This is a genomic window from Flavobacterium artemisiae (genome assembly GCF_042678225.1).
In the GTDB taxonomy this organism is placed as follows: Bacteria; Bacteroidota; Bacteroidia; order Flavobacteriales; family Flavobacteriaceae; genus Flavobacterium; species Flavobacterium artemisiae.
This window is the reverse complement of sequence record NZ_JBHUDZ010000017.1, coordinates 1-12784: the sequence shown is the minus strand read 5'-3', so window position 1 is coordinate 12784 and position 12784 is coordinate 1. Positions and strand designations below refer to the sequence as shown.

Annotated in this window: 15 protein-coding genes; 13 read left to right on the top strand and 2 right to left on the bottom strand. The window is 32.4% G+C overall.

Annotated features, from left to right (window positions below; translation table 11 throughout):
• Positions 1 to 324 precede the first annotated feature (324 nt).
• The 11 genes from ACFSC2_RS18985 to ACFSC2_RS18935 all read left to right on the top strand — a co-directional run bounded on the left by ACFSC2_RS18985 (position 325) and on the right by ACFSC2_RS18935 (position 6891).
• A complete protein-coding gene (locus tag ACFSC2_RS18985; protein WP_379813984.1) occupies positions 325 to 798 on the top strand; it encodes a Dps family protein in 474 nt (157 codons plus the stop codon).
• Between the two features lie 218 nt (positions 799 to 1016).
• Positions 1017 to 1202, top strand: a complete 186-nt coding sequence (locus ACFSC2_RS18980) for a CsbD family protein (RefSeq protein ID WP_347053141.1) — start codon at positions 1017 to 1019, stop codon at positions 1200 to 1202.
• A 159-nt stretch (positions 1203 to 1361) separates the two neighbouring features.
• Complete coding sequence (locus ACFSC2_RS18975; protein ID WP_379813985.1) at positions 1362 to 1913, top strand: helix-turn-helix domain-containing protein; 552 nt, start codon at positions 1362 to 1364, stop codon at positions 1911 to 1913.
• A gap of 22 nt (positions 1914 to 1935) precedes the next feature.
• Positions 1936 to 2385 (top strand): response regulator, encoded by a 450-nt coding sequence (locus tag ACFSC2_RS18970; RefSeq protein WP_379813986.1) that lies wholly within the window; start codon positions 1936 to 1938, stop codon positions 2383 to 2385.
• Positions 2386 to 2395: 10 nt separating this feature from the next.
• Complete coding sequence (locus ACFSC2_RS18965; RefSeq protein ID WP_379813987.1) at positions 2396 to 4180, top strand: CHASE3 domain-containing protein; 1785 nt, start codon at positions 2396 to 2398, stop codon at positions 4178 to 4180.
• 201 nt (positions 4181 to 4381) lie between these two features.
• Positions 4382 to 4882: a DUF4142 domain-containing protein gene (locus tag ACFSC2_RS18960; protein ID WP_379813988.1), complete on the top strand. Its 501-nt coding sequence runs from the start codon at positions 4382 to 4384 to the stop codon at positions 4880 to 4882.
• Positions 4883 to 4918: 36 nt separating this feature from the next.
• Positions 4919 to 5563 (top strand): porin family protein, encoded by a 645-nt coding sequence (locus ACFSC2_RS18955; RefSeq protein WP_379813989.1) that lies wholly within the window; start codon positions 4919 to 4921, stop codon positions 5561 to 5563.
• Positions 5564 to 5602: 39 nt separating this feature from the next.
• Positions 5603 to 5755, top strand: a complete 153-nt coding sequence (locus tag ACFSC2_RS18950; RefSeq protein WP_143102046.1) for a lmo0937 family membrane protein — start codon at positions 5603 to 5605, stop codon at positions 5753 to 5755.
• Between the two features lie 41 nt (positions 5756 to 5796).
• On the top strand, positions 5797 to 6081 hold the full coding sequence (locus ACFSC2_RS18945; protein ID WP_379813990.1) for a YtxH domain-containing protein: 285 nt from the start codon (positions 5797 to 5799) through the stop codon (positions 6079 to 6081).
• Positions 6082 to 6115: 34 nt separating this feature from the next.
• Positions 6116 to 6472: a hypothetical protein gene (locus tag ACFSC2_RS18940; RefSeq protein ID WP_379813991.1), complete on the top strand. Its 357-nt coding sequence runs from the start codon at positions 6116 to 6118 to the stop codon at positions 6470 to 6472.
• Positions 6473 to 6510: 38 nt separating this feature from the next.
• A complete protein-coding gene (locus ACFSC2_RS18935) occupies positions 6511 to 6891 on the top strand; it encodes a hypothetical protein (RefSeq protein ID WP_379813992.1) in 381 nt (126 codons plus the stop codon).
• Positions 6892 to 7268: 377 nt separating this feature from the next.
• Here ACFSC2_RS18935 and ACFSC2_RS18930 read toward each other — a convergent pair whose 3' ends face one another.
• Both ACFSC2_RS18930 and prfA read right to left on the bottom strand, forming a co-directional pair.
• The gene (locus ACFSC2_RS18930) at positions 7269 to 8600 is read right to left on the bottom strand and encodes a DUF5723 family protein (RefSeq protein ID WP_379813993.1); all 1332 of its coding nucleotides are present in this window, start codon (positions 8598 to 8600) and stop codon (positions 7269 to 7271) included.
• A gap of 459 nt (positions 8601 to 9059) precedes the next feature.
• A complete protein-coding gene (gene prfA, locus ACFSC2_RS18925) occupies positions 9060 to 10136 on the bottom strand; it encodes a peptide chain release factor 1 (RefSeq protein WP_379813994.1) in 1077 nt (358 codons plus the stop codon).
• Between the two features lie 198 nt (positions 10137 to 10334).
• Between prfA and ACFSC2_RS18920 the strand changes: the two genes are divergently transcribed.
• Both ACFSC2_RS18920 and ACFSC2_RS18915 read left to right on the top strand, forming a co-directional pair.
• Positions 10335 to 11873, top strand: a complete 1539-nt coding sequence (locus ACFSC2_RS18920; RefSeq protein WP_379813995.1) for a hypothetical protein — start codon at positions 10335 to 10337, stop codon at positions 11871 to 11873.
• A 129-nt stretch (positions 11874 to 12002) separates the two neighbouring features.
• Positions 12003 to 12605: a hypothetical protein gene (locus ACFSC2_RS18915; RefSeq protein ID WP_379813996.1), complete on the top strand. Its 603-nt coding sequence runs from the start codon at positions 12003 to 12005 to the stop codon at positions 12603 to 12605.
• The last annotated feature ends 179 nt before the right edge of the window (positions 12606 to 12784 follow it).

Sequence of the window (12784 nt, the reverse complement as noted above, 5' to 3'; positions counted from 1 at the left end):
TCTTTGCGGACTTTGCGTTTTTATAAACATCTAGCACATCCAAATCCCTTGCGAACTTTGCGGTAAAAAACACCCATACCTTGCAGACTTTTCGTTTTCTCTAAAGAATCTAGCATATCAAAATCCCTTGCGCACTTTGCGGTAAAAACATCCAATAATTCTACCTCCAGCATTAAATTATCTAATTGGCTAATTATCCAATTTTCTAATTATCTACATCTCATTTTCTCATTAACATTGAAGTCCTGTAACATCTTTAAAAAATTGTGTAAGGAGAAATGCCGAGTCAAAAGTTAATTTTGAAAAAACAGTAAAAAGCCTATCATGACACCACATATCGGAATATCTCCAAAAAACTTAAAGAAAAGCGCCTCTCTATTAGCCACGATTTTATCTAACGAAATGACTTTATACGTAAAAACAAGAAAATTTCATTGGAATATTTCAGGAAACAGTTTTATGGAATTACACAAATTGTTAGAAGAGCAATACAGAGTTCTTGAGGCAAATATTGATGAAGTGGCGGAACGCATTAATCAGCTTGGCGAAAAAACAATTGGAACAATGGTTGAATTTATCGAAAATTCGACATTGAAAGAAGCACCGAAAGAATATGCATCTCAAAAAAATATGCTTTCTGAGCTTTTGCAAAACCACGAACAGCTGGTTACTGAATTTAGAGATTATATTCCAGTTTTCGAAAACGAAACTAATGATATAGGCTCAGCAGATTTCGTAACAGGTTTATTACAAGAACACGAAAAAATGGCGTGGATTCTTAGAAGGTATCAGGCTTAAATTTATTTTAGATTTTAGATTTTAGATTTAAAAACGTTGAGCAAATCTTTGGAGAATGGAGATTAAGTCTCAACTTCAAACCTGAAACCTGAAACTTGAAACTTGAACCAACATCAAAATAAATGAAAATTATGCAACTGTCGAAAAGATAAATGTAACACAAATTTGAGGCATAATTTAGAACTTTACAATACTAATAATTCAAATAAGAAACGATCATGAATACTACAGAGATAAAAGGAAATTGGAATGAGTTGAAAGGGAAATTGAAGCAAAAATATGCTGAAATTACAGATGACGATTTGATGTTTGCTGAAGGAAAAGAAGACGAAATGTACGGAAGACTTCAGCAGAAACTAGGAAAAACAAAAGAAGAATTTCATCAAATCCTGTCAGATTTGTAAATCCTTATCACTCAATCAGGAAATACCGTCTAGTAATATTATTAGACGGTATTTTTTTGGGAGTTTTATTTTAAAAAAAGCATAAAACTTGTAATTCTGCGCTATTCAAACGCTGTAACAAAAAATAAAATAAGTATCTTTAACAAAATTTCTATAAAAATGAAGCTATTCATAAAATTTGATATCAATACAATCTGCTCTCTTTACTTGAAGCAAAATTTAGAAGAGAATAACGTAAATTTTACAACTCTGGGTTTTGGCGAAATTGAAATTGAAGACAATCTTGATGCCGAAGCACTTGAAAACTTGAAGAATAAATTAAGTCCTTGCGGTTTTGAAGTAGTTGAAAATCAAAAAAGTGTATTAGTTCAAAAAATAAAAGATGCCATTATCGAATTGGTTTTTATGGATGACAGCAACAATTACAAAAGTTCTGTTTTTCTAGCCGAAAAACTAAATCACAGTTATGGCTATCTTTCTAATGTTTTCTCAGAAGTAACTTATTCTTCTATAGAAAATTTCATTATTTTGCAGAAAATTGAAAGAGCTAAACAGCTTATTATTATTAATGAAATGAGTTTAACAGAAATTGCATTTTTGCTAAACTACTCTAGTGTTGCGCATTTAAGTACGCAGTTTAAAAACACTACCGGAATTACTCCTTCTGCATTTCAGCGAATAATCAAGAAAAGAAGAGAAAATTTAAAATAAAACCCAAAAACACTACATTAAAATGCAAAAAAACGCATTAAATATTTTATTGGCTGATGATGATGAAGATGATCGTCTTTTTTTTAAAGATGCTTTTGAAGAAATCAAAATCCAAACCAACGTTAATTTCGTACATGATGGTATGCAATTAATGGATCATTTGCAAAATCCTGACAATAAACTTCCCGATATTTTGTTTCTAGATTTGAACATGCCCAAGAAAACGGGTAAAGAATGTTTGATTGAAATCAAAAAGACGGATCATTTGAAAGATATCATTATTGCAATCTACTCTACTTCTTCTTCTGAAGAAGATATTGAAGACACTTTTATTCAAGGCGCCAATATTTATATCAAAAAGCCAAGTGATTTTAATACGCTTAAAAAATTAATAAATGAAGTCGTGACCGTAAACTGGCACTATCATACCTCTGGGTTAAATCGTGATAATTTCTTGCTGCGACTAAAATAAGAGCACACCAATGAAATGGATACCAAATTTTAATTCTTCAAACTCTTTGAGAGTTATTTTTGTAATCGCAGTTTTCATTCTGTTATTTCTTTCTTCTATAGCTTACAAACACAATCAGGATTTAAACGAATCCAGTAAGCTTGTAATGCATACGTATGAAATAAACATTCAGCTCGAACGATTAATGTCCGCTATAAAAGATGCAGAGACGGGCCAGCGCGGCTATATCATTACCCGCAATGCCCGTTTCTTAACCCCTTACATTTATTCGCGCGACAAAGTTAACACGTCATTTATTACATTAAAAAAACTCACCGCCGATAATCCTGAACAACAGGAAAATCTCCAAAAACTCTTCAAACTAATCATTCAGCGTTTTGTTTCTTTTGAAAACTGCCTGAAATACAGCGATCCCAAAACGTACGATAAACGAAAACTAGACAACCATATGTTTGGCGGTCGAATTTTGATGGAAAATATTCGTTTTAAGGTAGACGAAATGAATGATATCGAAAAGGCTTACTTGAAAAACAGGCTTAAAATTTATGATGCGGAAATTTCGTTGAGTCCGCTTTTTTCGATTTCGTTATTCTTAGTGGCATTAAGTTTTATCTTATTAGCTTATCGTCAAATCAGCCGTGATTTTGAACGTTTGAAGGTTTTCAATAAAAAACTTTTAATTTCGAGCGGCTTAATTTCTGAATCTGAAATTATCGGTAAATTCAGTACGTGGCAATGGGATTTGGATTCTGATAAAATTGATTTTTCAGATAACCAGTTTCGTTTATTAGGTCTTGAACCAAACTCTTTTGCACCGAATAAGGCAACGCTTTTAAAATATGTTCATCCCGACGACAAAGAACCTGTTGCCAAAGCGATTGACGGAATTATAGAAAAAAAACAGCTTCCGTTTGTGTACTATAAAATTGTGCGACCAGATTTTGAAGTCCGTTATTTTAAAACAACTGGAAAAATATTGACGGATCAGCAAGGAAGTAAAATCGTATTGGGAATTAATTTTGATATTACAGACGAACACCTTCTTAATATAGAACTTCAGGAACGAAATAAAGAATTAGAAAAAAGCAATAAAGAACTGGCTTCGTTTAACCATGTTGCGAGTCACGATTTACAAGAACCATTACGAAAAATTCAGACTTTTATTTCGAGAGTTTCTGATGCCGACAAAGCGGTAATGTCTGACACTGCCAAAAATTATATTACTAAAATAGAAAGTTCAGCCAAAAGAATGCGTGTTTTAATTGACGATCTTCTTTTGTTTTCGAGAACAAATACAACAAAGAAAGAATTCATTAAAATGAATCTTAACGAACTTTTGGATAACGCAGAAGTAGAACTTGCAGAAACTATTGATGAAAAAAAGGCTGTTATTAAAACTTCAAAACTTCCAAAACTAGCTGTAATTCCGTATCAGATCGAACAACTTTTCATCAACTTGATTGGAAATTCATTAAAATACAGTCGTCCTGATGTAGAACCAGAAATAACTATTTCGAGCGAGAAAGTAAATTCGTCCGATTATCCAGAAATTTTAGAGCAGTCGGTTAGCAAGTTTCATAAAATTACTTTTACAGATAACGGAATGGGATTTGATCCTCAGTTTAAAGATACCATTTTTGTTCTTTTTCAAAGACTGCATTCAAAAACCGATTATCCAGGAACTGGAATCGGGCTTGCGATTTGTAAGAAAATCGTAGAGAACCACAAAGGTCATATTACGGCCGATAGTTCAATAAATAAAGGTTCTATTTTTACGGTTTTTCTTCCCGATTAATCTTCTCAAAAAACACTTAATAAACGTTATATAAAGCCATTATGGGAATTATATAACGTTTCTTTTTTATGCTGTAAAGTAAAACCTTTCTTTCATTTGCATCTTTGTATTGTAATACTTTAGGAAGTAATAATGAAAGCAATTCCCCTTTTAAAAGTATCTTTTTTTAAAGTCTTTCTCTTATTGGCAACCTTACTCTGCATGAGCTCGTGCAGAAAGATTAATCCGATAGAAACTACTTTGAAGAATCAAACTTTTGCCAAAAATGAAAGAGAAGAATCTGAAGCATTTTTCTTCATTTCAACATCAAATATCTGTAAGGGGATTGTTTCTAAAAGTAAAATTGCACAACAAAAAAGTTCTGATGAATCGATACAGCAATTGAGTAAAAGAATCGAAGCACACGAAAATCAATTGTTAGATGAAATAAGCAAAATTGCCACGACAAAGCTCATTGTAATTACAGAAATAAACGCCACGCACAGAAGAGATTTGTACAATCTAATTGACGCAAACGGAAACGAATTTAATAACGAATATTTAAACTCTGTAAAAGAGTCTTTGAGTGATCAAACTGAGCTTCTGGAATCTATTTCTACGGAAACAAACGATAAAACGATCTTACAATTAGTGCTGCATTTTTTACCAGAACAATATAAAGTTCTGCGGGAAACCGAAAGATTACAAAAACAAAATATATAAAAGCCTTATTGACTATTATTAACTAAATTTTTTATTATGAAAATGCAATCTAATTTTTTATGCGCCTTAACACTTTTTTTGACAGCTTCATTTGGAATGCTGCATGCTCAGGACACTAATGTAACTACCGAGTTCGGTGTAAAAGGAGGATTTAACATGTCTAACTTGATCGATAGTGGTGATGATGTTAACGACAATAATGTTTTATACGGCTTTAACGCCGGGGTTTATGCTACACTTCCTATTTCAGATTTCGTAGCGATTCAGCCAGAACTTTTGTTCACGACAAAAGGTGCTGAATTAGAATACAATAATGTAATTGAGGGAAATGCAAAATTCAGATTAAACTATATTGAACTTCCTTTATTAGTAAGAGTAAATATTACCAAAAACTTTAATTTACAAGCTGGTGGATATGCATCTTATTTAGTAAGTTCAAAAGTAACAGGAGATGGAGATGTCTCGTTCAACGAAGCTATCGACACAGACGATCTTAACAAATTTGATGCTGGTATAGCAGCTGGTGTAGGAGTAGATTTTAGCCCTGTAAGTATTGGAGTTCGTTACAACTACGGCTTGACTACTATAGGTAAAGAAAGAACTTTTGCAGGAAATACTTATACTTTCCCAGATGTTAGAAACAGCAATTTAACTGTGTACCTAGCGTACAAATTAAATTAAGAAAAAGTAATTAATTACAAACCATTAAAATAAGAAACCATGTCAAACTTATTATACACTATAGCAGTGATCTTGGTGATACTTTGGGCTTTAGGGTTCTTTGTTTACAGTTTCGGAAGTATTATTCATATTCTTCTTGTAATTGCCATTATCGCGATATTGCTAAGACTGATTAAAGGTCGCGAAATTTAAATCAACAATTTATTAAATATTTAATCATTAAATCAATTATTATGAAAGCTAGTACAACAATTTTAGGAATTTTAGGAGCCGCTGCTGCGGGAGCATTTATCGGAGTATTATTTGCACCAGACAAAGGATCAAATACAAGAAAAAAAATCTCTGATAAATCAAAAGATTACAAAGATAATCTAAAAACAAAACTTGATGGTATTGTAAGCACAATCACTTCTAACGGTAAAGAAATTATCGAAGAGGGAAAATCTAAACTTAACCAAGTTAAAGATGATTTTAATGCTATCAAAGATGAAGCTAAAACTGTAAAAACGAACTACTAAAAAGTGAATTTTTCAAACCATAAAACCCTATATCATGGAACCAAACGCAACAACAACTAACGAGAATTTTAATCTTTATGAAAAAGCCGAAAATTATACTAAAACGAGTTTAGAGTTAATGAAACTCAAAACAGTATGTTCTGTGGCCGATGGTGTATCATCGTTGGCATCTAAGATTGCTGTCGGAATTGTTGTTGCGTTTTTTACTTTATTCCTAAATGTAGGGTTAAGTTTATGGATTGGAAAAGAACTGGGAGAGTATTATCTAGGCTTTTTTATAATGGCACTTTTTTACTTAATTGTCGCTGTTATTGTGCACAAAACGCATCACAGGCTGATTAAAACTCCAATTGGTAATTCGATTATTTCGAGTATTCTGAAAGAAAAGTAAAAACTGATTTAAACTATTAATACTTAAAAAAGACTAGTATGGAGCCTATTTACACTATTGATCAATTAAATCAGAGAATACAACTTTTAGAAAACCGTCAGGACGAAGAATGGTGCGCAATAAAAGACCATATCGATGATATTAAAGAAAATCTAAAACCGATTAATTTAATTCGAAATACGGTCGAAGAAATCAACGAAACTGTCGGATTTAAAAGTCATTTAGCACAATCTGCGATTAGTATCGGAATTGGCTATCTGGCAAAAAGATTCATAGTCGGAAAAAGCGACTCGATGTTTAAAGGAATTCTGGGCTCAATTGTACAGCTTATTATTACCAACATCGTCTCAAAACCACAGGAATCTAGTGAAACTTCTGACGAAGAAGAATCACATCAATATGAACCATCGCAAGAGTAATGTCTAACTTAATATATATGTATTATGGAAAAGTTAAACACAATAATCATAAAAAACGGTGTATACGTTTACTCTAACCTATATAAATGTTTTGAATATACAAGAGTATTTTTAGGTATCTAACTTTCATTATACGCTTTTTGGGGAAAGCGGTTAATGAAGATAAGACCTCTACTATATGCAAAAAAAGGGCAAATATACTAATAGTGTATATTTAGCCCTTTTTTTTGGCTCAAAGGTTCAAAGGTTAACAGGGACAGAGGAACAGAGGGACAGACATAAAATAATACTTTGCATTCTTCTAATACTAAGATTCAAAGGTTAACCTTGACCTCCTATACCTCTGCACCTTTGCTCCTTTGCACCTTTGCACCTTTTTACTTATAATTTTGATAAATCGGCAGCTTTAACCCCGCATAAATATTACAGCCTTTTGAATTATTCGAAAACAGATTCGAAACCAAAGTTCCAGATCCAACAAACAACGGTCCTGCTCTAAAACCCGCTCCTACCTGTGTGCCGCTGTATTGCATATAGGTAATCGGAACGTAGAAACTAAATTGTCTGGTTTCGTATCTTGGCGTAAAAGTAACCGAATTCGCAATCGCAGTTCCGTTTACTTTTTTGGCATCTACCAAACTAAAATCACCGCTTAAATTCAGATAAAATTTATTGTCGATGTTCCAGTCAAAATTAGTGTGTAAAGCTGTCGGCAGATTTGCCTTTACTCCTTTTCTAGAAGATACTTTGGTATAATTGGCATCGAAGAATTCAAAAATATCTTCGGCATCATCAATATCTTGCTGCGAAACCCTTCCGTTTAGATTATAAGTGTTTTCTGTGAGGTTTTTATAATTCAGTTTTCCGATATCCGTTACAGAAGCTGCGAGCTTAAGCTTGTATCTATTTCCCATGCAAGTGTGACAATTGGTACGATATTCATACGTAAAACCTAAATCTACACCCAAACCAGCCGAGGACATATCAAACTTCGGATCGTCGCCGTTTTGGTAATCATAACTTGCCGCAGTTCGCAGTGTTCCTGTCGATAAATATTCACTCAAAGATGGATTTGTATTGTTCTTAGTAAAAGCCACACTCAAATTACTGCCGTTGATGTAACCGTTTACTCCCGCCATCAAATATTTTAAACTAATTCCTCCTTTTATAAAATGCTCGTCGCGATCTAATAAAACTGTTGCATAACTCGCTCCTATTTCTGCCCAGGAATTGGTAACCCCATTCGGATTCCCGCCTGAAAACATAAAACTGTTCGATACATCAATATCTTTGTTTACCTCATCAACAAGCTCTCCGTTTACGTCTACAAGATTGGTTACGCTTCTCACACGCGAAAAAACAGCAATACTATGCACAGGCGTAATATTGAGCATAAACGAAGGCCCTAAAATATCGGTATTAAAATTACCATGATTATTGGTTTTAAATTCCTTTTTTGCGTCGGCAGACAAATCGTAATCGTTGCTTAAAACGGTTGTAAAATTTACGCCGTACAAATCGTTCTGCACTGTAGAACTCGCAGAAAAAATGGTAATATCGGCTCTGTACTTAGAGTCGACAATCACGGACGGATTAAATAAAGCGCCTTGAATCCCAGCGTAATTATCATCTCGAAATCCGAAATACGATTGCGATCGGGCATAAAAAAAGCTCCCAAAGAAGCAAAATAAGAGTAAAGTTTTTTTCATATTTAGTTGTAATTGGTTGATTAGTAAGGTAAATATGGATAAAAAAACTTTGAAAAAAAATTTTGATGTTTTTTAGGGACAAAGGTTCAGAGTGACAAAGGTTCAAAGGTTTTCATACTGAAAATAACTTCGTTATAAAAAAAATGATATAAATCTTACCTCTCAAAAAAGAAGCTGTAGTATAGCACTTAAATAAAACAAAAAAGCCAAACTATGTTCGGCTTTTTTGTTTATTCTTTTCTAAGTAAAAAAACTTAGAGATAAAGTAAATTTAATATTGAAGTTTAGGAAAAAACTTAGCTGGCGCTAATTTTTTTCAGAGGCTAAGGTTCTAAGATACTAAGCTACTGAGCTTTTCTCTAATTGAGCAAAAAAAAAGCCGAACTTTGTTCGGCTTTTGCAAACCTCTAAGTAAAAACTTAGAAGCTTAGTATCTTAGAAGCTTAGAACCTCAGAAACTTAGTACACCTCCGACGCTTCCTTCAATTTCTCCATATTGTTAACCAACTGAAGCTCGGCAACGATTTTCTGAATATCACCATTCATGATGTTTCCTAAATCGTAAAGCGTTAAACCAATTCTGTGATCGGTTACACGACCTTGCGCATAGTTGTACGTACGAATCTTAGCCGAACGGTCTCCAGAACTTACCTGAGAAGTACGTTTTGATGCGTCTTCTGCTTCTTTTTTCGCTAATTCCATTTCGTATAAACGAGAACGTAAAACGATCAAAGCTTTATCTTTATTCTTGTGTTGTGATTTCTGATCTTGACATTGCGCCACCAATCCTGTTGGAATGTGAGTTAAACGCACCGCCGATTTGGTTGTATTTACAGATTGTCCTCCAGGTCCAGACGAACAGAAGAAATCAACACGAACATCGTTCATATCGATCTGTACATCAAACTCTTCTGCTTCTGGTAAAACCATTACCGTTGCAGCCGATGTATGCACACGACCTTGTGTTTCGGTCTGCGGCACACGCTGTACACGGTGAACACCTGCTTCAAACTTTAAAGTTCCGTACACATCTTCTCCAGAAACCTCAAAGATCACCTCTTTGAAACCTCCAGAAGTTCCTTCGTTCATATCTACCACAGAAGCTCTCCAGCCACGTGTTTCGCAATATTTAGTGTACATTCTATACAAATCTCCTGCAAAAATACTCGCTTCGTCTCCACCCGTTCCCGCGCGAATCTCCACCATTACGTTTTTAGCATCTTCAGGATCTTTCGGAATCAACATAAATTTGATTTCTTCTTCCAATTGAGGCAGACGTTCTTTTGCTTCGTCAAGCTGCATTTTGGCCATTTCAACCATATCTGCATCGCTTCCGTCGGCAATAATTTCGTTTGCTTCATCAATATTCGCTAAAACAAGAATGTATTCTTCTCTTTTGTCAACCAGAGCTTTAATACTTTTATACTCTTGGTTAAGCTGCACATAACGTTTTTGATCGGCAATAACATCCGGCTGAATAATCAAATCCGAAATCTCGTCAAAACGCTGCTTTACATATTGAAGTTTATCTAACATTTTCTTTTTCCTTATTATTGGACTGCAAAATTACAAAATTTTTATGGAAAATTCTAGTGTTGATTTTTGGGAAATTTTGGTGGATTTTTGAATTGAAAATCAGGGGTTTTTACTTGGTAGTAAATTTAAATTTTATACGATGTTTGTTTTTCCTATCAATTTAAGGTTTTCCGTAATGAAACTGATTAGCAAAAAGTTATGTTTGAAAAACCTAAAATAATAAATCCACAAAAAATGAATAAAATTTATTTTTCAGATTTTTTTAATGTCCAAGAAGAAGTTTTAGATTCTTATGGAGCTCTGAATGTTTCATTAATTAATGATTTACCTCTATTTATTGATCCATTCTTATTATTCAGCAGTAAAGAAGAAAAGTATAAAGAATTACACAAAAGCATTCTAAAGTATCTCACTTTCTTAAAAACTAAATCTGATCGCGGAAACATATCTAATGCCGAAAGAAAATCTTGGTATATGTTTTCAGAAGTTAAACAAAATTGGTTAGGCTATAGTCGTACAGGAAATGGAGGAAGTGGCTTAGGAAAAAAATTTGCTTTAGCCATGTCAGAAAACATGCATAATGTATATAGTGATCTAAATAATGAAGCGGTAACAAATTCAACTCATATTGAAAAAGTTTGCTTATTTGAATTAGGTGTTGGTAGTGACAATATTAGCGATTTTACTTGCAATCTAATAAAATCCTTTTTACTAGAATATTCTGAAAATTTCGCAAATAATTTTTTGGATAGGTCAAAAACAAAGCTAGTTAAGGTTAATAAAGCCTATTTTGACTATAAATTCGAACGCTGGATGCCAAAAAGTTATAATTTGCCTTATCACAATAATGATTTTGTTATTTTAACTCCTATGGATTTACTTTCAAAAGATGACAATTGGATTAATATAAATGACTTACGTGGAAAGTTCACTAATATATGTAACACAATTCCAAATGACCAATTAAGAAGTGAAATAGACAGCTATTTTAAATCAAAGCTTCCTGCTCCAATAATTATTGGGAAGGGTAAAAATCAGAAGGAAAAACCTCCTACTAAAAAAGAACTTTTTGAAGCTATTGACAAAGTGATTAAAGAATTTCCTGAAATCTTAAATTATTACATCAAGACAAAAGAATTCAATAAAGATAGAGCTACAGAAATTTCCAAGAGCAAGGTTATAGATATCATTAGCTTTTTTAAAGATAGCGTTATGCAATTGATTTCTCAACTTATTGATCAAACAGATTTTTATGATATACATCACGAATCAACTTTTGAAGAATCTTTAAAAAGAATAAACTTCATGAAAGATGTCATAGAACATAAGGATGGTTATAAATTATTTTATCATAAGGGACAGCCTCTAAAGAGAGAAGCTGATATACAAGTAATTTATAGACTTACATGGTTTTCATCTCCATATGATATTAATCGTGAAGTAAATAACGGCAGAGGTCCTGTTGATTACTCAGTTTCTAAAGGAGCTAGAGATAAAACATTGATTGAATTTAAATTGGCTTCGAACTCAAAATTAAAAATGAATCTTAAGAACCAAGTTAAAATCTATGAAAAAGCTAGTAACACTAAAAAAAGTATTAAAGTGATATTATATTTTGATAACCCAGAACTTGAGAGAGTAAATAATATTCTAGACGAATTAAATCTAGTTAATGACAAGAGTATCGTTTTAATTGATGCAGGAAATAACAAGCCTTCAGCTTCAAATGTTAAATAATTTAACCTCATAATTAAAATTAATTTTACACAAGCAATTCATTAAGAATTACGATATCAAAAGAGAAAATTCAATCATTTACACGAATCATCAATATATCACTAAAATTAAACCAAGAAACAAAAAAGTATGGGACTATTAGATTACATAAATATAGATAATATCACTTTTCTTATTTCATGTGCCGCATTTGGAATATCAATATGGGCTTTGCAAATTAGCAAAAAGGAACTATTAATAAATAGGCTAGCTTTGAAAACGGAATTTCATTTAGGATTAAGCAAATTAAAAGAATTATTAGAACTCACAAACAAGTTAAAAAACATTAGTCCCACAAGTATTACAAAAACTAATTTTGATAATGATAAATTAGTTATTAACCAGCTTTTACAAATTTATTCTATTAATGAGGAAAAAATTATAAAGACTTCTTATTTAATTCCTAGTCAGATTCTCGAATTAAAGAAAACAATTGAAAAACTAGAATTTAATTTTGACGGAATAGCAGAACGAGAAATTTACGATCCAGAAATTGAAATCTTAATAAACTATTCTCACTTATTTTTTATGCTTTCCTTACTTTGTAGTCCTTTTAGTATATCTGATAAAAATTCAACAAATAAAGAGGAAGAAAAATTATATCTCAAATTTAACAAATTATACCTTCTTTTCTTTCAGCATAAATTAGAGCTAACAAATTTTAAATTTAAAAATAATTTAATAAAAAATTGAAGAAAGTTAATATGCTGGTCATAATGTGGAAATATAAGTAAGCCCGAATAGCGCGGATTTGCAATCCGTGCCCGCAAAGTAATTTTAATATAATAAGACCTGAAAAACATAAAAAAATGGGAAATTTTAAACATTATTATGTTGATATAGTGAATGTCATAGTTGATGGAGCACTATTC

Excerpts from the sequence above, each read along its gene's own strand:
- ACFSC2_RS18985 (WP_379813984.1), top strand. The coding sequence starts at position 325 with ATGACACCACATATCGGAATATCTCCAAAAAACTTAAAGAAAAGCGCC.
- ACFSC2_RS18980 (WP_347053141.1), top strand. The coding sequence starts at position 1,017 with ATGAATACTACAGAGATAAAAGGAAATTGGAATGAGTTGAAAGGGAAA.
- ACFSC2_RS18975 (WP_379813985.1), top strand. The coding sequence starts at position 1,362 with ATGAAGCTATTCATAAAATTTGATATCAATACAATCTGCTCTCTTTAC.
- ACFSC2_RS18970 (WP_379813986.1), top strand. The coding sequence starts at position 1,936 with ATGCAAAAAAACGCATTAAATATTTTATTGGCTGATGATGATGAAGAT.
- ACFSC2_RS18965 (WP_379813987.1), top strand. The coding sequence starts at position 2,396 with ATGAAATGGATACCAAATTTTAATTCTTCAAACTCTTTGAGAGTTATT.
- ACFSC2_RS18960 (WP_379813988.1), top strand. The coding sequence starts at position 4,382 with ATGAGCTCGTGCAGAAAGATTAATCCGATAGAAACTACTTTGAAGAAT.
- ACFSC2_RS18955 (WP_379813989.1), top strand. The coding sequence starts at position 4,919 with ATGAAAATGCAATCTAATTTTTTATGCGCCTTAACACTTTTTTTGACA.
- ACFSC2_RS18950 (WP_143102046.1), top strand. The coding sequence starts at position 5,603 with ATGTCAAACTTATTATACACTATAGCAGTGATCTTGGTGATACTTTGG.
- ACFSC2_RS18945 (WP_379813990.1), top strand. The coding sequence starts at position 5,797 with ATGAAAGCTAGTACAACAATTTTAGGAATTTTAGGAGCCGCTGCTGCG.
- ACFSC2_RS18940 (WP_379813991.1), top strand. The coding sequence starts at position 6,116 with ATGGAACCAAACGCAACAACAACTAACGAGAATTTTAATCTTTATGAA.
- ACFSC2_RS18935 (WP_379813992.1), top strand. The coding sequence starts at position 6,511 with ATGGAGCCTATTTACACTATTGATCAATTAAATCAGAGAATACAACTT.
- ACFSC2_RS18930 (WP_379813993.1), bottom strand. The coding sequence starts at position 8,600 with ATGAAAAAAACTTTACTCTTATTTTGCTTCTTTGGGAGCTTTTTTTAT.
- prfA (WP_379813994.1), bottom strand. The coding sequence starts at position 10,136 with ATGTTAGATAAACTTCAATATGTAAAGCAGCGTTTTGACGAGATTTCG.
- ACFSC2_RS18920 (WP_379813995.1), top strand. The coding sequence starts at position 10,335 with ATGTTTGAAAAACCTAAAATAATAAATCCACAAAAAATGAATAAAATT.
- ACFSC2_RS18915 (WP_379813996.1), top strand. The coding sequence starts at position 12,003 with ATGGGACTATTAGATTACATAAATATAGATAATATCACTTTTCTTATT.